The organism is Azospirillum argentinense, from assembly GCF_000632475.1.
Classification (GTDB): Bacteria; Pseudomonadota; Alphaproteobacteria; order Azospirillales; family Azospirillaceae; genus Azospirillum; species Azospirillum baldaniorum.
Map to the genome: position 1 here is coordinate 2,457,451 of NZ_CP007793.1, position 22,556 is coordinate 2,480,006.

General features: G+C 59.6%; 20 protein-coding genes. 12 read left to right on the forward strand and 8 right to left on the reverse strand.

Features of this window, described 5'->3' with window-relative positions; translation table 11 throughout:
* Positions 1-8 precede the first annotated feature (8 nt).
* Both ABAZ39_RS11550 and ABAZ39_RS36125 read right to left on the reverse strand, forming a co-directional pair.
* Complete coding sequence (locus ABAZ39_RS11550) at positions 9-3,581, reverse strand: AAA family ATPase (protein WP_038529507.1); 3,573 nt, start codon at positions 3,579-3,581, stop codon at positions 9-11.
* Between the two features lie 251 nt (positions 3,582-3,832).
* Entirely contained in the window at positions 3,833-3,991 is a 159-nt protein-coding gene (locus ABAZ39_RS36125; RefSeq protein WP_160174820.1) for a hypothetical protein, read from the reverse strand.
* Between the two features lie 193 nt (positions 3,992-4,184).
* On the opposite strand from ABAZ39_RS36125, the gene ABAZ39_RS11555 reads away from it, so the two are divergent.
* The 3 genes from ABAZ39_RS11555 to ABAZ39_RS35555 all read left to right on the forward strand — a co-directional run bounded on the left by ABAZ39_RS11555 (position 4,185) and on the right by ABAZ39_RS35555 (position 7,522).
* Positions 4,185-5,273 carry an IS5/IS1182 family transposase gene (locus ABAZ39_RS11555; RefSeq protein ID WP_038529509.1) on the forward strand — a complete coding sequence of 363 codons (1,089 nt, stop codon included), beginning with the start codon at positions 4,185-4,187 and terminating at the stop codon, positions 5,271-5,273.
* A gap of 330 nt (positions 5,274-5,603) precedes the next feature.
* Entirely contained in the window at positions 5,604-6,590 is a 987-nt protein-coding gene (locus tag ABAZ39_RS34050; RefSeq protein ID WP_160174821.1) for a thymidylate synthase, read from the forward strand.
* Positions 6,587-7,522, forward strand: coding sequence for an alpha-glutamyl/putrescinyl thymine pyrophosphorylase clade 3 protein (locus ABAZ39_RS35555; RefSeq protein ID WP_144243519.1), 936 nt, complete (start codon positions 6,587-6,589; stop codon positions 7,520-7,522). The genes ABAZ39_RS34050 and ABAZ39_RS35555 overlap by 4 nt, the downstream gene beginning before the upstream one ends.
* 84 nt (positions 7,523-7,606) lie before the next feature.
* Here ABAZ39_RS35555 and ABAZ39_RS34055 read toward each other — a convergent pair whose 3' ends face one another.
* The 4 genes from ABAZ39_RS34055 to ABAZ39_RS32980 form a co-directional block, all read right to left on the reverse strand.
* Positions 7,607-8,698 (reverse strand): ImmA/IrrE family metallo-endopeptidase, encoded by a 1,092-nt coding sequence (locus ABAZ39_RS34055; protein ID WP_081862981.1) that lies wholly within the window; start codon positions 8,696-8,698, stop codon positions 7,607-7,609.
* Between the two features lie 498 nt (positions 8,699-9,196).
* Positions 9,197-9,346 carry a DUF4113 domain-containing protein gene (locus tag ABAZ39_RS11560; protein ID WP_144243520.1) on the reverse strand — a complete coding sequence of 50 codons (150 nt, stop codon included), beginning with the start codon at positions 9,344-9,346 and terminating at the stop codon, positions 9,197-9,199.
* A gap of 137 nt (positions 9,347-9,483) precedes the next feature.
* Positions 9,484-9,756, reverse strand: coding sequence for an ATP-binding protein (locus tag ABAZ39_RS34060; RefSeq protein WP_372684158.1), 273 nt, complete (start codon positions 9,754-9,756; stop codon positions 9,484-9,486).
* Complete coding sequence (locus tag ABAZ39_RS32980; RefSeq protein WP_051657971.1) at positions 9,704-10,279, reverse strand: hypothetical protein; 576 nt, start codon at positions 10,277-10,279, stop codon at positions 9,704-9,706. The genes ABAZ39_RS34060 and ABAZ39_RS32980 overlap by 53 nt, the downstream gene beginning before the upstream one ends.
* Before the next feature lie 401 nt (positions 10,280-10,680).
* Here ABAZ39_RS32980 and ABAZ39_RS11575 point away from each other — a divergent pair.
* The 8 genes from ABAZ39_RS11575 to ABAZ39_RS11605 all read left to right on the forward strand — a co-directional run bounded on the left by ABAZ39_RS11575 (position 10,681) and on the right by ABAZ39_RS11605 (position 20,780).
* A protein-coding gene (locus ABAZ39_RS11575; protein ID WP_103041826.1) for an IS3 family transposase occupies positions 10,681-11,819 on the forward strand; the annotation gives its coding sequence in 2 pieces (ribosomal slippage) (positions 10,681-10,936 and positions 10,936-11,819; 1,140 coding nt in all).
* A gap of 145 nt (positions 11,820-11,964) precedes the next feature.
* On the forward strand, positions 11,965-13,260 hold the full coding sequence (locus ABAZ39_RS11580) for an HsdM family class I SAM-dependent methyltransferase (RefSeq protein WP_200885621.1): 1,296 nt from the start codon (positions 11,965-11,967) through the stop codon (positions 13,258-13,260).
* Positions 13,244-14,563, forward strand: a complete 1,320-nt coding sequence (locus ABAZ39_RS11585; protein WP_063922636.1) for a restriction endonuclease subunit S — start codon at positions 13,244-13,246, stop codon at positions 14,561-14,563. Before ABAZ39_RS11580 ends, ABAZ39_RS11585 begins: the two co-directional genes overlap by 17 nt.
* Positions 14,560-16,176 (forward strand): hypothetical protein, encoded by a 1,617-nt coding sequence (locus tag ABAZ39_RS11590; protein WP_038529511.1) that lies wholly within the window; start codon positions 14,560-14,562, stop codon positions 16,174-16,176. Before ABAZ39_RS11585 ends, ABAZ39_RS11590 begins: the two co-directional genes overlap by 4 nt.
* On the forward strand, positions 16,173-16,529 hold the full coding sequence (locus tag ABAZ39_RS34065; RefSeq protein ID WP_081862982.1) for a Fic/DOC family N-terminal domain-containing protein: 357 nt from the start codon (positions 16,173-16,175) through the stop codon (positions 16,527-16,529). The genes ABAZ39_RS11590 and ABAZ39_RS34065 overlap by 4 nt, the downstream gene beginning before the upstream one ends.
* Positions 16,478-17,283, forward strand: a protein-coding gene (locus ABAZ39_RS34070) for an IS5 family transposase (RefSeq protein ID WP_088123925.1) whose coding sequence is annotated in 2 segments (ribosomal slippage) — positions 16,478-16,805 and positions 16,805-17,283 — 807 coding nt in all. Because the reading frame shifts where the segments join, the coding sequence is not laid out codon by codon here. The genes ABAZ39_RS34065 and ABAZ39_RS34070 overlap by 52 nt, the downstream gene beginning before the upstream one ends.
* A gap of 219 nt (positions 17,284-17,502) precedes the next feature.
* Positions 17,503-20,442 (forward strand): type I restriction endonuclease subunit R, encoded by a 2,940-nt coding sequence (locus ABAZ39_RS11600; RefSeq protein WP_038529513.1) that lies wholly within the window; start codon positions 17,503-17,505, stop codon positions 20,440-20,442.
* On the forward strand, positions 20,442-20,780 hold the full coding sequence (locus tag ABAZ39_RS11605) for a M48 metallopeptidase family protein (protein ID WP_081862983.1): 339 nt from the start codon (positions 20,442-20,444) through the stop codon (positions 20,778-20,780). The genes ABAZ39_RS11600 and ABAZ39_RS11605 overlap by 1 nt, the downstream gene beginning before the upstream one ends.
* A gap of 154 nt (positions 20,781-20,934) precedes the next feature.
* On the opposite strand, the gene ABAZ39_RS11610 is transcribed toward ABAZ39_RS11605, so the two are convergent.
* Both ABAZ39_RS11610 and ABAZ39_RS34075 read right to left on the reverse strand, forming a co-directional pair.
* On the reverse strand, positions 20,935-21,141 hold the full coding sequence (locus ABAZ39_RS11610) for a hypothetical protein (protein ID WP_038529515.1): 207 nt from the start codon (positions 21,139-21,141) through the stop codon (positions 20,935-20,937).
* Between the two features lie 194 nt (positions 21,142-21,335).
* A complete protein-coding gene (locus ABAZ39_RS34075) occupies positions 21,336-21,719 on the reverse strand; it encodes a helix-turn-helix transcriptional regulator (RefSeq protein WP_247881579.1) in 384 nt (127 codons plus the stop codon).
* A gap of 21 nt (positions 21,720-21,740) precedes the next feature.
* On the opposite strand from ABAZ39_RS34075, the gene ABAZ39_RS11620 reads away from it, so the two are divergent.
* Positions 21,741-22,301 carry a DUF4365 domain-containing protein gene (locus tag ABAZ39_RS11620; protein WP_144243521.1) on the forward strand — a complete coding sequence of 187 codons (561 nt, stop codon included), beginning with the start codon at positions 21,741-21,743 and terminating at the stop codon, positions 22,299-22,301.
* The last annotated feature ends 255 nt before the right edge of the window (positions 22,302-22,556 follow it).

Sequence of the window (22,556 nt, forward strand, 5' to 3'; positions counted from 1 at the left end):
TCAGCCCCTTATGGGTATGGCAGGTTGCGGTTACGCAGGCTGGGGTAGGGGCTGTCGTCGCCGACACAAAACCTAGCCGTCCCTTTGTAGGAGGCGGTCAGACGGGCGAAGCCCGGCTCGTCTAGGTCGAACACGTTGCGGATCCGCTGCCGCAGCATCGGGCTCCGCAACAGATCGAGGGTATCCCCGAGGATGTTCCAACCGAAGGTTCTGGCGGCCAAGACCAAGTCATCGTAGAAGTGATAGTGATACTCTTCGATGCCTTGGTGCGTCGCAACGCCATGCAATGCCTTGGCCGCCGCCAGGAACGATTTGCGGGCGTTGTCGTACTGCCCCGACGCAAGGAGCACCTTAGCCTCCATATAGCGGGCCATCCAGATGTACCGCCGAACGTCGTGGCCAATGGCCCATTGCACCGTTTCGAGCGCAAGATCGACCGGCGGTGAGCCAGCAGAGAACAGCGTCGGATGCTGCAGGGAGGCGATACACTTCAAAAGCAGATGCTTCACGCCGAAAAAGGCGCGATTCCGTCTCCGGCATTCGCGGATCTGTTCGTCCATCAGGTCCGCGAGCCCATCCAGATCCCGCACCAATAGCCTGGACTGGATATGATAGAGTTCGACCATCGGCCCGGTGTCGGCGTCATAGGCAGCCGACTTCGGGTTTTGCAGGAAAATCTCCCGTGCCTTTGCCCAGTAATACAGGGCGTTCCTTACCCGCGACTTCCCAGCCCTGGTGAAAGTGGTCGACGGAATCAGCGCGTGGCCGTTCTGGAAGATGTTGCCGATGTCGATGTAGGCAAACACTAGGCGCGCAGCGCGCTCGGCATCGTCGGACCGCTTGGCCAGCCGCAACGCTTCCCGGCCGGCTCGGCCGGCCTCCGGCAACCGGTTCAGCGATTTGAGGGCGACGCATCGCCGGTCCGCCAGATGGCTGAGGAGCGAATTCGGGAACGTCTGCGGATGCTGCCGGACATGATACTGAGCCTCGTCCAGCCCCAGCAGCGCTTCGCGGTCCCTGTGTCCGGTGAAGTAGGAGTTGGCGTTTGCAATGGCGAAGCACACGAAGGCCGCGCGGGCCGCCGAATCGTCGCATCGCCCGATCAGCGCCGACAGGCGTTCCCGCCCCTTGTCGTATTGGGCGATGCCCACGTCGTAGCGGACATCGTGCCGTGTGCGCTCGGCCGTCCACCGCAGGAGGTCGATGTCCTCCCCGAGAATCGGTCCGGCCTGCAATGCCGCCAGGGTGCTCTTGAACACGCGCCGCAGAAACAGCGCCAGCCCATGATCCGGGCCGTCGTTGCGAACCTGCGGCACGACCGACCGCCGGTCGTTCAGGGCGAGCGGCTTCAGCGAAGCTTTGGCGGTGAAGTATGCCAGAGGATAGTGTGCGGTCAAGCCGGCGGCGTCGGAACGGGTGACGACGCGCCGGAAACAAGTGGCGTTCTCTTTGATGTCGCTTTCGGAAAACTGGAATAGGTCGAAGAAGAAGCGACGTAGCTGTCCATGGTAGAACGACAAGCGGCCATCATCGACCCGGGCAAGACCGCGCAGCACCCAGTCGGTTTTCTGGCCCGAGGGTATGCCGAAATCCCGAAGATGGTCGAGATCAATGCTCCCCAGCAAGGCGAAGAGACGGAAATTGGCCCGCTCTCCAGGCTTCATCCCGGCGGAGATGAGAGTCCAGCGTTTGGTCAGGAGCTGTTCCAGGCTGGTTCCGATGTAGGCGCGCTGGATGGCCTCCTGGAGCCGCTCCTCGTGGAGGACGGTCATCAGACCCGTCTCGCCATCCCACTCGATGGCATCAATGTCGCTTAGGTAGTTCAGGAACTGCTCGATGAACAAAGGGCGCTTGACCACGTCGCGGGTCAGCTCGCGCATCAGGTTCGGGTACCGCATGGAAAAAGGTTTGCCGTGCTTGACAGCGAAATGATCGTTGATGAACCACTCGATCTCGCCGGCTGTGAAATCGGTCAGAGGGAATGTCACATAGCGGGGCGTCTCGCCGCTCCGATCCGACCAGACCACGCCGCGCGTCAGCATGTCGTTCAGGAAGGCCCGACTGGCGCTTCCCTGGCCGGCCTGCTCTTCGTTGACGGTGACCGCAAACAGCGGCGCCACGGCGCTGCGTATGTCGCGTTCGTCCAGCGCACGCAGAAAGTTGATCCCGGCTTGCGGCAGGCTTTGCAGGTTGTCGATCATGAACGCGCGCGGACGGCGGACGACCGAAAGAACGGCTTCGAACAGATCGGCCATCTCCTCGATGTCCGGCTCCTCACCATCTTCCGCGTCCAGCAATTCGGCGAGCCGTTGCGGCCGCCCAACGGCGAGCTGGGAATTCGGGACGGAAACCTCGCAAAGGGTTTGGGGGTGTTCCTGCACATATCCTGGCGTGATTTTGCGAAATATGAGGCGCGCGAAATGCCGGAAACTCCGGATCCCCGCCTCCTCGCAGTCGATGGTATGGACGAGCCGTCCAGTAGTGATGAACGGCTCACGCATCTCCTGGAGCTGGCGGGTCTTGCCGACACCGCTCTTGCCGTGCACGACGAGAAAGACCGTACGGTTGCGCGCGCCGGACAGAATGGCAGCCGCACGCTTCATCGCGCCTCGTTCGCCGCCGACGAATACGGCAGCCATTCGCTGCGTGACCACCAGCGTGTCAGAGGTTGCGGATTCATACGCCGTGTCGGCAGTAAACGTGATCTTTGGCAGCTGGCCGTTCACGCGTCCAGCGCTGGCACGGAGCAGATATCTCACCCATTTGAAGCTGGCGCGCTTAACGTCGACCCGGCTGCCGTGGGCGGCCGCCCCTTGGGCTGAACTGAGCAGGGTGAGGGTCGACCGTTCAGGCATGATGATCTCAAGTTTGCCGATCATGTCGTTCAACGGGTCATGATTGGTGATGTATACATCCAGCGCAACCAATTGCCCCTGATAGATTTCCACGCACCGGCCTTGCGGCAGGAAGGAAACGCCTCCCGCACCCAGCGGTTCCGGGTTACGGCCGAGCCTCTCGTCGTCGTCGATATCCTTCGATACGCGCACCACTACGTTGATCTTCTGCGGTGTCGGCAAACGCGCCCGTTCGCGTTGCAGCAGCCCGGACACCTCGGGAAACCGTGCTTGGATCAGCTCTGCGTTGTCCGCCACCAGCCAAAGAAGAGTGTCGCCGTGATAGGCGTGAATGTTGATATCGTTTACTTCCTGAAACGAAGAAAAGAATGCGAGTGCCGGCCGATTGAACGGTTCCGGTGAAAACAGGAGAATAGTCCGGACGCGCTTTACTGTTGCCATTGCCAAGGTCGCGCTGACAATGTGCCGCGACGGCGATTTTTTGTAGTTCTTGCATTCCGCCCAGGCTTCGCCGTCCAACCGCCGTAGAATGAAGTCACGGGATTGATCGTGTGACCCCGGCGTCCGTTCCCAACTCTCCAGGATGCCGTCAAGCCACGGCACCCCGATCCGTCGATTGAGAATGATTTCCACGAGTTCCTCGAACGTATCACCATCCCTTTTTCCATCATTCCGGCTAAAGAACTGCCAGATGGCTTCGGAGAGTGACAGATCAAGGATCGCCATAATTAGTAGTTATCTGACCAAAATGAAGGATATGGGATGCGTGCGGCATAACAGCTTCACACACCCCATGGCTGTGCCTCAGCTTAACGAGAAACTATGAAAAATGCGAGAATATCGTTCGCACTCCCGTACGGAGGGCGATGAAGGATCGCTGGAGAGGTTACGAGCGAGATTGCCTCTGAACTCACTTACTGGCTGGCGCTTGTCGCGGAGGAGATCATCAACGAGACGGTCAGTTAGATCAGGCTGTTTCACACGCTATGGCGGCGCGCCACCGCGCCGTGCCCGCCGCGGGCTTTGCCGACCAAGCGGATCTCCTCCTCGGCCGAGTAGATGCGCCGCCCACCGGCGCCGGTGATGACCTCAATACACTGGACCGCCGCGGTGCAAATCACGCTGCGTGCCACCATGCCGAGCCGGCCACGCACAGCGGCAGCGACCTCCAGATTTCAGCACGCTGCCCCCGTTCCCACAAGGCAGCCTCCGGACGACACTTACCTCCATATCGGGGGCAGGGAAGTTGCCCCTTTTGGACGCCTCGAAAAACTGTGGCGTGTTCGGCGTTCTGGTGATTCCCTTGTTCTGAAGGCGGGGGGCGGAAGCATGGCCGGTCAATCTGGGCTGTTCGATCTTCAGGATCGCTACGCGGAACTGAGCAAGAGTGGTGATCCGCTGGAACGCCTGTCGTCGGTGGTGGACTTCGAGGTTTTCCGTCCGACGCTGGACGCGGGCTTGGGGCGCAAGGACCGCTCCCGGGGCGGTCGGCCGCCGCTGGATGCGGTGATGATGTTCAAGATCCTGGTGCTGCAGGCGCTGTACGGTCTGTCGGACGAGCAGGCCGAGTATCAGGTTCGCGACCGGCTGTCGTTCATGCGGTTCCTCGGGCTGGGATTGGGCGACCGGGTTCCGAATCGCACGACGATCTGGCTGTTCCGCGAGGCCCTGGTGACGGCGGGGGCGATGGAGGGACTGTTCGCCCGCTTCGATGCGGACCTGAAGGAACGCGGCTACTTCGTGCTGGGTGGGCAAATCGTCGATGCCTCCATCGTGGAAGCGCCCAGGCAGCGGCTGACCCGGGAGGAGAAGCGCCAGATCCGTGACGGGGAAGACCCGCCCTGGCCACCGGCCAAGGCGCGCCAGAAGGACACACAGGCGCGCTGGACGGTGAAGCGGGGACGGGTCAAGGCGAAGCCGGGGCCAACGCTCGACGGGTCCGAGGCGCGCACCGTGGAAGGCCTGCTGATCCCGGCCTTTGGCTACAAGTCGCACATCAACATCGACCGCCGGTTCCGCTTGATCCGGCGTTTTGCCGTTACCGACGCCGCGCGGCATGACGGTGCGCAGTTGCTGGGCCTGCTCAATCCGGACGCCTTCGACAGCCGGGTGTGGGCGGACAGCGCCTATCGCTCGAAGGCCAACGAAGCGGCTATCGCGGCGGCGGGCCGCCGCAGCATGGTGCATTTCCGCAAGCCGAAGGGGCGGCCGATGCCGGGGCCACATCAACGCGCCAACCGCGCCCGCTCGGCGGTGCGATCCGCCGTCGAGCATGTCTTCGCCGACCAGAAGCAGCGCATGGCGCTGTTCATCCGCACCATCGGCCTTGGGCGCGCCACGGTGAAGATCGGCCTCGCCAACCTTGCCTACAATTTCCGACGCCTGATCTGGCTCGAGGGGCAAACTGCGCCCGTATAGCGCCAAAATCACCGCATATTTCCGCCTTCTCGCATCAAAAATCGGGATTATGTCCCCAAATTTGCCAGTTTCTCACCGGATCAACCCCGTTCCGTGGCCTTAACTGCCCAGAAAGGCCGGTTTATCGAGGTGCTCATAAGACGATGTTATACAATGAATTTTAACAAGAATAGCGGAACGAACATCTGCACTCCCTTAACGCGACCGATCGCCACGAGAGACACTTATAGCGTCTTCAATCCGCGCTCATCATATGCCATATAGAGGCATTAACCTGCGCGATGGGCTAATATGTATATTCGTCGGCAAACCCTTGACGATCTTCTGCGAGTGGTTTTCACACGGATTCTCCGTCATGGTATTCAGGTGGAACCCTATCCAACGAAAGGCCCTAACAAGGAGCTTTTTGGTGTTGTGCTCGAACTCACTCAACCCCTAGCTCGAGTGAGCAGGACGGAAAGCCGCGGGACAATTTTCAGCGCGCTTGGTGAGCTATTCTGGTACTTATCTGGATCTAACAAACATTCATTTATTAAATATTACATACCGAAAGGATACGATCCTGAAGAAAATACAGACCATGTATCGAGCGGGTATGGTTCAAGGATATTTAACAAAAATGGACCTAATCAAATTGGAGAAATTACTTCTATTTTAAGGAGAAAGTCTTCTTCACGAAGGGCAGTTGTGCAAATATATGGTTCAGATGATCTATTTGGATCATACAAAGATGTCCCATGCACCTGCACGATGCAATTTGTCGTGAGAAAGGGCTTTCTTCACATGTATGTGAATATGCGCTCTAATGATGCTTATTTAGGGCTTCCTCATGATATATTTGCTTTTACAATGATACAAGAACTTATTGCAAGAGATCTAGGGGTTCATCTAGGCCGATATAAGCATGCGATTGGAAGCTTGCATTTATATGATTGCGATCACGATAAAGTTAACAAATTCATGGAGGAGGACTGGCAAGCCAACTTGAAGATGCCCCCCATGCCCTCGGGAGAACAATGGTCATCAATCGAAACAGTTTTAGAAGTCGAAAATAGAATAAGAGGGGGAGAAAATGTAAAAATAGAAGAATTGCAAATAGACGACTACTGGAAAGATATATCAAGACTTTTTCGCATATTTCACTTAACAAGAAAGAAAACAGAACGTGAAAATCTCAAAGAAGTAGTTCGGGTAAGACAGCGTATGAAATCGAAGTTCTATGACCAATATATCAGAAATCGGTCGGAGAGACTCCATTCTCCTCAGCAACTGGTTCTTGATCTTAAAACGCTGAACGAAGAGGATACTGAACGATGAGATTCGGGACCGAACGCCGCTTGCTTCTTATAGAAGGTCTCCAAAATTATACTTATCGTCCACTTCCAGGGGCGAGAACTCCACAGCGACAAGAAGCATTGGTTGAGCAGTTTATAGATAGCATAAGACGAATTGACTTTGTACATCGCTTACGAGAGGCTGAATTACATCCATCGCGATGTGATCCGAGAGAACTTTCTATGTTTGACCCGCTACGTGCAGCAGCGATCAAGCATAGAGAAGGAAATCTTGATGAGGCCTATTGGCTGGTATTCTTAGCAACTCATTGCGGAAAGCATATTTTAGATCAATGGAGCCTTGCACGGACCCTCTATGGCAGAAACGGTGCGGGTAATCTCTGGAATTGGGCATCCATTAGCGCAAACCCCGAGGATTTCCACACTTGGATAACTCGCTCTTATCGAGAATTAAGAACGGATGGAATCTCACGCCGCTTCGGTAATCATAGAAAATACGAAACACTTAGACCAGATTCCCATAGGGGAACTAGTAAAATTTTTAGTTCTTATGTCTCTTGGGTCGGTGCAAATCGAGGTCATGCATTGTTGATAGATGAAGCAGAGCAAGAATGCGGAGGAGACCCAAAAAAAATGTTTGACCACCTCTACCATGCTATGGCCGCGGTGACGTCATTCGGTCGCACAGGTCGGTTTGATTTCCTTACAATGGTAGGAAAGCTAGGCCTCGCTAACATAGAACCTGGAATCCCATATCTCGTTGGTGCAACCGGACCACTAGCGGGGGCGCGACTCTTATTCGGTGGAAATCACAGTGCCAATTTGTCGCCTCAAAAATTGAACCAATGGGTTGTCGAGCTTGGAGATTACTTAGGGTTAGGAATGCAGATCATGGAAGACTCACTGTGTAATTGGCAGAAAAGCCCTGACACATACCTAGCATTTCGAGGGTAGTTTGGAGCGCAAATCAAAAAAGCCCGCCGACCCAAACAAGATCAATGGATTGACCCTATGGAGGCGAGGCTTTGATCTGCGCTCTTATTCCGCCGTCCAGGTATAACGAACTTTGAGCGCATTAAGCCTGTTCGGTGCAAGGACCCTCAAGTGTTGCATTTGCCCAACGACGATGCCATGGCTAACTCCGATGCGTTTCGCAAAGCGCATAATCACCCGGTGATCGGCCGGAAGACGCAACATTTCCGCTCGATACTCGGGTGGCACTAGCGTGTTAGCGGCAAAGTCGTTGGCTTCATCCTCTTCATGTGTCGCAATCAGGTCCAGATCTTCTAGAAAAATAGATGAGCAATCATGCAGGAGGAGGTGGCCAAGCTCATGAAAAAGAGTAAACCAGAAATGATCATCTGAACGGTATCTAAAGCTAAGCTGGATTACAGCTTTTGCCTCTGAAACGAATCTTGTGGCTCCGCTTGCTCGACACCCTGCTGGCGCGCGAACAATAACAACAGCAACACCACAGGATGCGCATAATTTCTGCAGCTCCGGTATAAATACTGCAGGGTCTTTTACGCGAGTCAATGCACGGAATTTTGGAATAAGGAGACGCAACCCCTCCCTGTCCCAAGGAGAACATGCAATCTTTTCAGCTTCAATTTCACCCTGCCTTAACCACGCCGCCAGAGCTCCGAGTTTAGATTCGTATGTTTGAGATGTACGGTAGGCAACAGCTGTCACAGTCCTTTGATAGCGATTGTGCCACCCCTGTACCGATTGGGTATCGAAGAAACGAAGCAATGCCTCAGCCTGAAGGGCGCGGTCAGCAATTCGTTCGACCCAGCCGAACGCAGTAATATCCCGAACCGGAAGTATGGATAGCCACGCTTTCGGCTCCATTTCGACTACAGCTTCATCAAGCCGCTGAAGGTCCGAGCGGAACTGAGCTTCTCTACGCAACCAAAACGCCGCAGAGCCTCCCAGAACATTTTCAAGCTTGATGGCCAAGCGCGCATCAATCTCCGCATCCCCTGAGATGATCTTAGAAGCTAATCGCTCAGAGGTTTGCATAGCTGAACAAAAATCTTCAATCGACATACCTTTCTGTTCAAGTATGTCAATAATTGTTGCTCCGGGAGGAGACGCCCACTGAGGTTTGAATTCCGTGGTCTCAGCCATTTTTGCGAACCTCCACTACTTTGACCCGGCTGACGCGAGACCAGACGATATTCCCCTGCCTATCGAGAGGGGGCACCACATGGGCGGGGCGGATGCATAGAACGTAACCCTCAGCAAGCGCAATTGACAATTCCACCGGACTGGGCACCTCTGCCGATACCCCAACGATGAGATCATCGATTGAATAGGCGGCATATAGGTCGGCCAGACGGCGTTGAAGTGCATCGGCAGCGCCTTTTCCCAGCTCTCGTCTTGCTTTCGTGGCGTTTTCACACAACGATCGTAGCTGGCTCGTCGCAAACGAGATATCCAATAGCTGCCTCATCCACAGTCCGGCTACTCTCGATACCCTGATTCGGGGCGACAGACAATGGGTGCGGGTCCTGAACAGAGCTTTCTCAACGAGAAAGAGGGTTAGGCTGTGATGTCGGCGTGTGAGCGCAGGCTACGAGCTTGGGCGCGTCACTGTAGCAACGGTCGGGTTGCGCACAGCGCCCCTCACGCCAGCACCACCGGCACGTCGTCCAGCTCGGTCGTATAGCTGGGCGACCGACTGTCCTGACGCATCCGCCACGCCCGGCCGATGGTGGCGGCCGGCACCAGCGTGTCCCGGCCCATCCGGCTGTTGATCGCGTCCATTGCCGCCATGAGCCGGGCGCCACGCGCCCGATCGGCAGCGGCCAGCAGGTCCGGCTGCACCTTGGACACCGGCACCAGCCCGTGTAAAGGCCGAATGAAGTTTCCCCGGAACGGTCGGTCGAAAAATCCCCAGATGGTTTGAAGGGCTATGGATTGGCTTCGGTGTCGGCGCTCCTCGCTTTCGGTGGCCGGCCTCGGCGTCGTGGTGCCGGCGGTGGGGCGCTGATCGGCCTGCTGCGGTTGTTGTCCGGCATCAGTTCGGCGTGGCGGCGCAGGCGGTAGCTGGCGCCTTCGATCTGCACCACCACAGCATGGTGCAGCAGGCGGTCCAGCAGGGCTGAAGCGACGACGGTGAAGCCGAGTGTTTCATGATGCCACTTTCCTCGATCGTCTGGTTCGTGTGATTCGTTGCCGCAGATCCTCGCATGTCTCCTCGGACATGACGATCTGCCAGGGCTGCCCTTTCATGCTCTGCACACCCGTCAGCAGCCCCACCTTCAGCCAGTCGAACACAGTCTGGGCGGTGACGCCCACCGCTTTCGCCACACCTTGAATGGAATAAGTGCCGTCCGGCCAGCGATCCGGATTCGGGGCCGTCCCATTGATCTTGACCGTTGGAATCCCCCAACGCCTGCGCAGCAGGTGGACCAATGCGCCGTTGAACGGCGTTCCCTTCGCCGTCAGGAGGCCTTCGGCGTTCAGCGCTGCCGCGATCGCCGCGTCCATGTTGCCGGCCCCGTTCAGGGCGCGGATGCGCTGTTCGAGCCGGCCGAAGTCGGCGTGCTGATCATAGCCGTGCACCCGCCGTCGCACCCAGTGCTCGCTGACCGCGCCGGTTTGCCAGACAATCCGCACGCTGACCTGCCCCGGCCGCTGCTTCTGGTCGAGGATCGCGAAGACATCGCCCCATTCGGAAAAGCCGCGGTTGGAGGTCACCAGCATCGCCCCCTTCTCATAACGCCGGAAACATCGGCCAACACATTGCGTCGGGCAATTGCGCTCAGGTCCAATGGATTCGGGTAGCGGATGACGCGGGTCGATCACTTCGACCATCATATCCGATGCCACATCGGCTTTGCGCCCCGGGGCATCTCTCAACCCCATCGCTCGAAGGTCTGGATTGGACCCGGGTGCGGAGCGTGCGGGTGCCGCGGCCGACATCCGCCGGCTGAGCTGCGACACAGCGACTCGCTCGCCGCTTCGCAGGCGAGGACGGCGCAAGCCGCCGCTATACTGGTGGACGTGACCGCGCTACTGCATTGGAAATTGCCGAAGGCTGAGGTGGTCCCCGTTCCCCGGACAGTTGGATAAGCTTGGTTCGCCCATCAGGAAGGACGGACCCGATGACGGGGAAACGGAAGCGGTATTCGGCGGAGTTCAAGGCGAAGGTGGCGCTGGAGGCGATTCGGGGCGAGCTGACGGTGTCGCAGCTCGTGGCCAAGCACGGGGTGCACCAGACGCTGATCAACGCCTGGAAGAAGCAGGCCGTCGAGGGGATGGCCGGGGTGTTTTCCGGCAAGGCGGAGGCTGCTGAGGCCAGCCATCAGGGCGAGGTGGAAAAGCTGCACGCCATGATCGGCCAGTTGGTCGTGGAACGCGATTTTTTGCGCAAGGCCTCCGGACGATGAGCATTGGCCGGAGGCGGGAGATGATCGAGCCGGAGCATCCGCGCCTGTCGATCACGCGACAGTGCGCGCTGGTGTCGCTCAGCCGCTCCAGCTATTACGAGCCGGTGAAGGGCGAGCCGGCCGAGAACCTGGAGCTGATGCGGCGGATCGACGCGCAGTTTTTGGAGACGCCCTGGTACGGCAGCCGGCAGATGACCCGTCATCTCCGGCGCCAGGGGCAGGAGGTCAACCGCAAGCGGGTCCGCCGTCTGATGCTGCGGATGGGCTTGCAGGCGGTCTACCAGCGTCCAAAGACGACGGTGCCTCATCCGGAGCACAAAATCTGGCCGTACCTGCTGCGGGACATGGTCATCGACCGTCCGAACCAGGTGTGGTGCGCTGATATCACGTACATTCCCATGCGCCGTGGCTTCCTGTACTTGGTCGCCGTGATGGACTGGGCGACACGTCGGGTGCTGGCGTGGCGACTGTCGAACACCATGGACGTCGAGTTCTGCCTGGAGGCGGTGGAGGAGGCGATGGCGCGGCACGGCCGCCCGGAGATCTTCAACACCGATCAGGGCAGCCAGTTCACCAGCCCGCGCTTCACCGGCCTCTTGACCGCGGCCGGCATTCGGGTGTCGATGGATGGACGGGGCCGCTGGATGGACAACGTGTTCATCGAACGGCTCTGGCGATCGCTGAAGTACGAGTGTGTCTACCTCCATGCCTTCGAGTTGGGCAGCGAGGCGCGGGCCGGAATCGGCCAGTGGATCGAGTATTACAACGCCGACCGACCGCACTCTGCGCTCGGCGGCCGAACCCCGGCTGAAGCCCACCAGGGCGTCCCGGTTGGGATCAGATTGGCGGCATGACACGGACCTGAACCAAGCTTATCCCAGCCGCAAAACTGTCCGGGGAACGGGGACCACCTCAGGCGATCACGGCCTGCTCCGCTTCTATCTGCCCCGCGAGGCCCGTTGGGCCATCATTAACGGGCGCGAAGCCTACGAATGGCCGGTGGACGACAAGGGGCGCAGCACGCGGCCACGCGACATCGGCGAGCACCTGACCAAGGCGGTGCGGGCGGTGGTGCGGCAGAACCCGTCGCTGTCGGGGGTGATCGACGTGGTGGACTTCTCCGCCGAACGCAACGGCGAACGGGACATCAACCCTGCCAAGCTGACCACCGTGGTCGAAACCTTTTCCGACCCGCGCTACCGGCTGGGGCTTGCAGACGTACAGCCCGACTTCCTGGGCCGCGCTTACGAATACCTACTGAGGAAGTTTGCCGAAGGCTCGGGCCAGAGCGCGGGCGAGTTCTTCACCCCTACCGAGGTCGGCTTCCTGATGGCGCACATCATGCGTCCGAAGCCGGGCGAGGAATGCCACGATTATGCCTGCGGCTCCGCCGGTTTGCTGGTGAAGCTGCAACTGGTAGCCCGCGAACTCGACCCCACCAGCAAGGTGCCGTTGAAACTGACCGGCCAGGAGCAGCAGGCGGAGAGCTATGCCGTGGCGTACATGAACGCCATCATCCACGACATGGATGTCGAGGTCGCGCGTGGCGACACCATGCTGAATCCCAAGTTCAAGACGGCGGACGGGCGTATTCGCACCAACGATATCGTCGTCGCCAATCCTATGTGGAACCAGCCGTTCAATCCAGACGTGTTTAGCAACGACCCGTTCGATCGCTTCCGCACCCAGGGCGGCATCACTACCGGTAAGGGCGATTGGGCTTGGCTCCAGCACACTCTGACCTGCCTCAATGATCGCGGACGGGCGGCGGTGGTGCTGGACACCGGGGCGGTGACGCGCGGATCGGGCAGCAAGAACGAGGACAAGGAACGCAACATCCGCAAATGGTTCGTCGACCGTGACCTGATCGACGGCGTGATCCTGCTGCCGGATAACCTGTTCTACAACACCACCGCCGCCGGCGTGATCGTGGTGCTGTCCAAGAAGAAGCCGACAGCCCGCGCCGGCAAGATCATCCTGTTGAACGCCAGCCGGCGGGTGGCCAAGGGACGGCCAAAAAATTACATCCCGGAGACCGATATCCGCTCCTTGGCGGCCGCCTATCTGAAGGGCGAAGCGGTCGAGGGCGAGGTCGCCGTCATTACCACGGCTCAGGCTGAGGAGGCGGATTACAACCTCAGCCCAAGCCGATGGGTGGGGCAGACGAACTCTACCAAGACAGGGTCAGTTAGCGCATTGCTGGCGCAAGTGCTGGCACTTGATCACGAGGCACTTAATCTCTCGTCCAATCTTGCGCGCCTGATGTCTGGGGTTAACGATGTCGCTGACGCTTGACGTTTCACTCCCCGAGGGATGGTCTCGACGCCCCCTGAGCGATCTCTGCGAAATCCTGAGTGGCGGAACGCCGTCAAAAGCCAATGCCTCGTTCTGGCAGGGTGATATTCCCTGGGTATCAGGGAAGGACATGAAGACACCACGTCTCGACGACACCATCGACCACATCAACTCTGATGGTCTTGCTGCTGGTAGCCGCCTCGCCCCGGCAGGAGCCGTGCTTCTTCTCGTACGAGGTATGGGGCTGGCTAAAGATCTGCCTGTTGCAGTAGTGCGGCGCCCAATGGCATTCAATCAAGACATCAAAGCTCTAGTGCCGCGCACGCGTATCTCCGGCTCGTTTATCCGCGCGGCGATCTATCAGTCGCGTGACTACCTCCTGTCGCGCATTGTTCCGTCGGCCCATGGGACTATGACGCTGAATTTGGATGACGTGAGGACTTTCACCATCCCCACCCCCCAGGATCCGACCGAGGGAGATGCCATCGGGAGCATTCTCGACTCAGTATTCGATGCAATGGATCTGGCTACCCAGCAGGTGACTGCCGCCGAGGCTCTCAGGCGTGCCGCCATGCAATTGCTGTTTTCGCGCGGCCTGCGGGGCGAGGCGCAGAAGGACACTGAAATTGGGCCAGTGCCGGAGAGCTGGGATGTGGTGGCATTCGAGACAGTCCGCCAATGGCTTCAGTATGGGACATCAACCCACTGTACCTACGAGCCGACCGAGTTTCCCGTGCTCCGGATTCCCAATATCACGCCCGGCCAAGTTGATGTCCAGGACATCAAGTTTGCCAAATTTTCAGCGGCAGAGGCGGAACGCTATTGGCTGGAGAATGGCGACCTGATCTTCATTCGAACCAATGGTGTGATCGAACGTCTTGGCGCCTGTGCCGTCTACGAGGGGCAGCCTGAGGGCGCACTATTCGCTTCGTACCTCATCAGGGCAAGGCCCAAATTGACGCGGATCGTTCCCCGCTTCGCGGCCTACTTCTTTGGGTCCGAACTCGGCACCGGCATTATTGCTGGACGGGCGACGCCGGCAGCGGATGGCAAATACAATCTCAACACCGGGAATATCGACAGCTTGCCGATCCCTGTCCCCCCCACCCTCGACGAACAGCGTGAAATCGTCGCCGTACTGGACGCCATCGACCGCAAGATCAATCTGCACCGCCGAAAGCGCGACGTACTGGACGAGCTTTTCAAGACCCTGCTGCACAAGCTGATGACGGGGGAGATCCGCGTGGCCGACCTCGACCTGTCCGCGCTCTCTTCAAGACTGACCGTTGAGGTGGCCGCATGAGCATGAGCTTCGCCAAAGCCCTTGCCCCCCTGTCTCAACGCATACCCCGCGTCGTACGTGAGCACGAGGTGCTGCGTGTGACCAGTTGGATGCCGGGCGACGACCCGAGCGCCATCGCGCGCCGGGCCGTCGCCGAGGTGCTGAAATGGGCGCAGCGGCGCGCCGGCGGTCAGCTTCCCGCCGAGGCATGGGACGGGCGCTCTTTCGAGTTCTTCTCAGGCGGTCGCAACAGCAGCGCCGTTCGGCTCCAGGCTGGCACGTCGGACATCTGGGCGATCCGGGCCGATGACCCGGACAAGACCGTGCCCGAACGGGTCTGGACTACCGAGGTCGTGCTAGGCCTTCTGCCGGGAGAACCGGCAAAGTTCGGCGCACGCCTTTTGGTCAGCACGCCCGAGGTCAATCTGCCGATCGAACCGCACACTCCGGGTTTCGTGCAGCAGGTCGCTGCCAAGTGCCGCCTGATGGCGGGGTCACAGGCGATATTGTCCACCGCCTCGGAATTCATCGATGGCGACGATCCTGAAGCCCTGATCGACCATCTTCTGGATCCTGGCCGCGTCCTGCCCACGTTCGTCCTGACGCTTCCCGATGTGGCGTCCGCGGACACTCCGCTCATTGATCCCAAGAGCCTCGCCCGCGCGGTTCTCGGCTTGGCCCATGTTGTGGTCGCGCATCCGGCAACCAGTTGGCAGCTGACGGAACGATTCGGCAGGCGGCTGTCCGTCTTCGGTGGGGCTGCCCGGGTGTATCTGCCAGGCTTCGATGATGGTGCCGACCCATACCGGCATCGGTTGATCCTAATGGGCGAGCTTGCGTCCGCTGAAGGCTTGGCACGGGCAATGCGTTGGTTGCGCGACACAGCCGCGCAGGAAAGTGTGAGGCGAACCCGGCTCGGATCGGACGTGCTGACCTTTGCGGCGATTCGTAGTGCTGCCTTGGAATTATATCAGACGAGCCTGCGCGAAGGAGCGGCGAGCGAGAGCAAGCAGCTTTCCGCGGCTCAGGCGCAGATCATCGCGCTGCAAAGTCAGATCGAGGCATTGAGGAGTGAACAGGACTACTACGTTACGGAGTATCAGAAGGAGCGTGAACGGGCCGAGGTGGCGGAAGCGCAGGCGCAGGCCTCCGCCTATCGCATCCAGACAATTTCCGACCAACTCAAGTCTGTCGGTGGCAATCCGGACCAGGGTATCGTTCTTCCAACCCAATGGTCCGACCTCGACGACTGGTGTGATCGGCAATTTGCTGGGCGGCTCGTCCTGACCCCCAGGGCACGCCGTGGGGTGCGAAAGCCGGAGTTCGAGGCGGTGCAGACAGCGGCCTATTGCCTGTTGTGGCTTGCCACCAATGGGCGCGACCAGCGCATCAATGGCGGCGGCTCCCTGAGCAACATCCCGGTCATGAACGGGATCCAGAATGCTCCCTGTGGTGCCGATACCTATGAGTTTGACTGGAACGGTCGGAGATTTTCCGCCGACTGGCATATTAAGAACGGGGGTAATGTCCGCGACCCGGTCCGATGCCTGCGTATCTACTACTGTTTTGACGAACAGACTCAACAGATCGTCGTCTCCGACCTGCCTGCGCACCGCCGGACGGGGGCAACATGACCGGTCCCGTTCGCTACCACCTCGAGCAATTTCCACCGAGTCTTGAAAAGCTGGACCGGGCGCGGCTCATGCCGTTGATTGGCCCGGCTAACGCCGCGCTTGCCCGGTATGACGGCCTGATCACGGCGATCCCAAATGCCGGTGTTCTCCTGTCGCCGTTGACCACCCAGGAAGCCGTGTTGTCTTCGAAAATCGAGGGCACCAATGTAACGCTGGGAGAGGTGTTGGAGATCGAAGCAGGGGGGATGGCGACGTGGATAAGAGTGCGTAACAAAACCGGCTGGGAACGGTTGGTAGGGGCATGGCAGCCCCTCTTGTTTGCGACGCCTTGTGGGCGATCATCGAACCTCTGATCCCGCCGGAGCCGCCCAAGCCGAAAGGCGGACGGCCCCGGCTGTGCGATCGTGCTGCGCTGACCGGCATCCTGTTCGTGCTGCGCACGGGTATTCCTTGGGAGCTTCTGCCGGTGGAGATGGGCTGCGGCTCGGGTATGACCTGCTGGCGGCGTCTGCACGAGTGGCATCGGGCTGGCGTGTGGGAACGGCTGCATCGTGTGCTGCTCGACCGTCTCGGCTATGCCAACGCCATCAACTGGGATCGTGCGGCGGTGGACAGCGCCAGCGTCCCGGCAAAAAGGGGGGTGAGGAGACCGGCCCGAACCCGACGGATCGCGGCAAGCCGGGCTCCAAGCGCCACATCCTCGTCGATGCTAACGGCATCCCGCTCGCCCTGAGGATCTCGCCAGCCAACCGGCACGACAGCAAGCTGCTGGAGGCGCTGGTCGATGCCGTGCCGGCGATCCGCCAGTGTGCGGGCCGGCCCCGGCGGCGACCGGCCAAGCTGCATGCCGACAAGGGCTACGACTTCGCTCACTGCCGGCGGGCGCTGCGCCAACGAGCGATCATTCCGCGGATTGCCCGGCGTGGCGTCGAAAGCAGCGAGCGTCTCGGCCGATATCGATGGGTGGTCGAGCGTACGCTCGCTTGGTTTGCCCGCTTCCGCCGCATCGCCGTCCGCTACGAACGGCGCGCCGACATCTTCACTGCCTTTCACCATATCGCGGCCAGCCTCATCTGCTGGCGCTTCGTCCAGAGATGGTTCTGTTAGGCGCTCTAAGCCCAAGCGGGATGATGCGAAGACTTAGGCAGAAGTGCCACCATTCTCGCGTTCCCCAAGCTCCTGAGCATCGCGGAAGGCAGAACCGTGCTTTGACCGTCGTCCATTACGAACAAGCAGGCTTGCATGTCATGGAAGCGAGTTTCGCTACAAACAAATGATTTTGTCTTTCACCGATGACGCTCAAATCCCGCCCGGAGATATCGAACCATGTCTGAACTCAAGATCAACGAGGCGGGCACCGTCCAGTTCCCCATGGTCGCCCACGCCGTTGAAATCGGCTGGACGCCGATTACGCCGGATGTGGCCAAGGCCAAGCGTGGCGGCGAAGCCGGCATGCTGCTGCGGGACGAGTTGGAAGCCAAACTCGCTGAATTCAACCCATGGATGACGACAGATGCCGTCCGGCAGGTGGTCGAGCATCTGGAGGCCATCCCCGCCACCATCGAAGGCAACTGGGGCATGCTGTCCTGGCTGCGGGGCGAACGGCAATGGTACGACGAGGGCGAAAAGCGCCATCGTCCCGTCCAGCTCATCGATTTCCAGCATCCCGGCAACAACGCCTTCCAGGTGACCTGGGAATGGAAGTTGAAGCCCCTAGCCCGCAAGGGCAATCGAGCGGATGTGATGTTCGTCGTTAACGGCATTCCCGTCACCATCGTCGAGCACAAGAACCCGAAGGACGGCGGCGCCATCGACCGGGGCGTCACCCAGCTGCGCCGGTACGAGAAGGAAACGCCGGAACTGATCGGCTCTCCGCAGTTGTTCAATGTCACCCACCTGATCGATTATTGGTATGGCGTGACCTGGAACGCCTCGCGGCGGTTCATGGCCCGCTGGAAGGAACGGCCGCAGGAAAACTACAAATTCGCCGTCCAGTCGTTCTTCGAACCGACCGACTTCCTGCGCACCCTCCAGCACTGGATTCTGTTCTATGTCGAGGATGGCGAAACCAGGAAATCGGTGCTGCGCCAACACCAGAGGGGCGCCATCGATAAGATCATCGCCCGCTGCGAAGACTCCAGCAAGAAGCGCGGACTGGTCTGGCACACTCAGGGATCGGGCAAGACTTTCACCCTGCTGACGGCAGCCCGGCTGATCCTTGAGCAGAAAGAGCGGTTCCGGAACGCCACCGTCATTCTTGTGGTGGACCGCACCGAGCTTGAAGGCCAGCTCAAGGGCTGGGTCGAGAAGCTGCTGGGGGAAATGCAGAGCCAGGACATCCCGGTCTGGCGCGCCGGCTCCAAGTCCGAGGTGCAGGATCTGCTCAAGAGCGACAAACGTGGCCTGATCCTGTCGATGATCCATAAGTTCGAGGGCATCGAGAAGGACGCCAACACCCGAGACAACATCTACGTATTCATCGACGAGGCCCACCGTTCCGTCGCAAAGGATCTCGGCACCTACATGATGGCAGCGGTTCCCAATGCCACCATCATCGGCTTCACCGGCACCCCCATCGCCAAGACGGCGCAGGGGGAAGGCACGTTCAAGATCTTCGGCGCCGACGACGAGCAGGGCTACCTCGACAAGTATTCGATCCGCGAATCCATCGAGGATGAAACCACCCTGCCCATCCGACACACCATGGCCCCCAGCGAGATGACCGTGCCAGCCGAGCGGCTGGACAAGGAATTCTTCGACTTGGCCGCTGCCGAGGGCGTCACTGACATCGACGAACTGAACAAGGCGCTGGAGCGGGCCGTCGGCCTGCGAACCTTCCTCACCGCCGACGACCGCGTCGAGAAGGTCGCAGCCTTCGTCGCCGAGCATTTCAGGAAGAAAGTGCTGCCGCTGGGCTACAAGGCGTTCCTGGTCGGCGTAAACCGCGAGGCATGCGCAAAATACAAGCGCGCGTTGGACAAACTGCTGCCGCCGGAATGGTCGGAGGCGGTCTACACCGAGAATGCAGCCGATGTCGTGGACCGCCCCATAGTCGCCGAGGTACAGCTTTCCGACGAACGGGAGGCGGATGTCCGCCTGATGTTCAAGAAGCCGGCCGAAGAGCCGAAGATCCTGATCGTCACCGACAAGCTGCTGACCGGCTACGATGCACCGGTGCTGTACTGCATGTATCTCGACAAGCCGATGCGGGACCATGTGCTGCTTCAGGCCATCGCTCGCGTCAATCGCCCCTATGTGGACGCCAACGGCATCCAAAAGCCGGTTGGCCTAGTCGTCGATTTCGTCGGTGTGCTGCGCGAATTGAAAAAGGCCCTCAAGTTCGATTCCGCCGACGTCAACGGGGTGATCGAAGACCTCGACCTACTGCTCAAGGACTTCCTGGGCAAGATCGCACAGGCCAAGGCCGACTATTTCGACCAAGATGCTGGTGGCAGTGCCGACGAGCGACTGGAGAAAATGGTGTATGGGCGGTTCCTGAATCCCGAGCCACGGAAAGTCTTCTTCGAGGCCTACAAGGAAGTCGAAGCCCTGTGGGAGATCCTTTCCCCATCCCCCGAACTGCGCGATCACATCTCGACGTTTAAGCAACTCGCCCAGCTTTATGCCGCCGTGCGTAACGCCTATGCCGACCGGGTCGGCTATGTCGCGGAACTCGCCTACAAGACCAAACGGCTCGTCGAAGAAAGCGCAGTGCAAGAAGGTCTTGGGCGGCTGACCAAGACCGTGACATTTGATGTCAAGACGTTGGAGTCATTGCGCGGTGAGACGGGCTCCGACGAGGGCAAGGTATTCAACCTCGTTCGCGGCCTGCAGAAGGAAATCGAGGACGAAGCCGATAAGGCGCCTGTTCTTCAATCCCTGAAGGATCGGGCGGAGCGCATCCTGAAGGATCTCGAAAACCGCAAGGCCACCGGCCTTGCCGCCATGGACGAGCTTGCCGTTCTGGCCAAGGAAAAGGAAGAAGCCGTCAAGGCCGCCAAGGAAAGCGGCCTGTCCGCGTGCGCTTTCGGCATCTTCTGGTCGTTGAAGGACGACGCCGAATTGAAGGCCGCCGGCATTTCCGTCCAAGGGCTGGCGCAGGAAGTCGAAATTGTGCTGACCCGATTCCCCAACGCTACCGTCAACTCCGATGAGCAGCGCCGATTCCGAGCGGCCTTGTACAAGCCACTTCTTGCATTGTCCCAGGAGGGACGTGCCCGCGTGGTGGACCTGATCGTGAAGCAGCTTCTGGCGGAGGCCGAGTGATGAAGGCCAATGCCGCAGAAGGGCAACGACTGCGGGCAAGAAGAACACCTCCCTATCCAGTACAAAACCTCAAGTCCCGCGTCATGGCATGGGCGCTCCGGCTACGCGTGAACCCGAAGATCATCCGGGTACAGGAAATGAGGCGGAAGTGGGGTTCCTGCTCATCCTCCGGGATTGTCACCTTGGCATTGGATCTTATGGAACAGGACGACAGCTTTCAGGACTACGTCATCGTGCATGAGTTGCTTCACCTGAGATTCCCGACGCACGGAAAAATGTTCAAGGCGTTGATGACCGCCCACGTGCCGGGCTGGCGGAAACATGACATAAATAGATAACTGCCACCATGCGGCGGCTGGTGATGTCGTTGTCGACGGCGCGTTCCAGGGTGCCAATCCGGCCTTCGATGAGGGTGACCTTGGTGGTCTTCCAGGCGACGAGCGTGCGGGCGATAAGTCGCTTCGCCGGCCTTGCCCCAAAACTGGCATGAAATCACCGCACCCCTCGCCGCCGGTCCTCGATCCTCGCCCACACCATCACGCCGACACCGGTGAGCGTCACCGCGAGCAGCGCCCACTTGGCCACTTTGAGATGAGGCGCCAAGCCCGTCAGCGTCTCCTGCGCGGCGGTGAGGTTTTCCTTGATCGCCGTGATCGCAGCTGTGCCCACGGTGGCGGTGCCATCGACAACGTGACGCAAAGCGATAGTTGAGCCTTCTTCACCGCCGCCATCTACGAACCAGAATGATCGGAATCCGCTCTAGGTCGTGAAAGCATCCCTGATAAATCAAAAGGCTTTAGAGTGCCGCAACCGACACGCAGGTTCCACAGAACTTCAAAACCAACCCTCGTCCCTCATGACAATATTAATGATATTCTTTTCTTTCCCAATATTCAACGCCGCAAATCCACTAAAGCTGACACTTGCCGAACCGCAACCTCTAGCACTCGATCATCCAACTGATCTGCAAGCGATCGCAACTGCAGTTCCAAAGTCAGCCGCTTCATCGCCTTTGGAGTGCCGACCGGTACGTCTGCCACAAGGCGGGGCAACGGTTCATCCAGTGCACGCGCGAGTTCCATGAGCGTTGTCAGCGTCGGCAGCGCCCGCCCGCGCTCGATGTTCGACACCGCCTCCGTCGACTTGCCGACCCGACCGGCGAGTTCCTCCTGGGTCAGCCCGGCCCGCTTGCGCGCCCCGCGAACTGCCACCCCAATCTGTCGTTTCAGCGCCTCTTCCATAACCCGAGTTGAACTTCGGATTTGGGACTTGACCATGGCGCTGACTTCGGGAAATGCATGTCCGACCAAGCCGACTTCGTATTTCCCGAAGCCGGCTCCGCCAACCACACGGGGAAGGATCCTATGGCACTGGCACTCAGCACCACGCAGATTGGTAGGATTGGCGAAAATATCGTCGGGGCGCAGCTCATGCTGGCCTCGTCCGGCCGCCTCTCCCCCTTCGCGCCGCTCGCCGACGATGGCGGCGTCGACCTCCTCCTGCATGACAAGGTTTCCGGCCGCTCGGTGACGATCCAGGTGAAGGGACGAGTCGCAAAAGCCCAGGAAACTCTTGGCTATGTGCAGTTCGATGTACGCACCAGCACGTTCCGGGACGGGCCGGACATGTTCCTCCTGGCCGTGCTGCTCGACATGCAGCAGGGAAGCGTGCAACGCGCCTGGCTGATCCCCATGGCCGAGTTGCCGGCCGTGTCGATGCGCAAGGCCGAGAAGCTGGCGATCACCCCCAGTCCGAACAGCGCATCGAAAGACCGCTACACCCCCTACCGCTGCCAGGACATGCGCGAGGTGGCCGAACGCCTCATCGACCACCTGGACCGCACCGGTGTGGAAAGCTGACGTCGGGACACGGTCCGGGAAAACGTTAGAACAAGCCCCCTGCCGTCCGGCGCCCGTCCATGGCACAAGAGTGTTGCCTGGAGCGAGGGCCGGCGGCGAGGGCGATCCGAAGCCGCCTGTGGTAGCTCCAACAGTGAGGGCGCGACGCCCGATGGGCCCGTGTCGGAACCGGGATTCCGGTGGACACGGCGAAAGCCATCGCGGGTCACGCCATTTTCATGTTCGGCGTGTCCCCGCTCAACACGGGAGCCACGT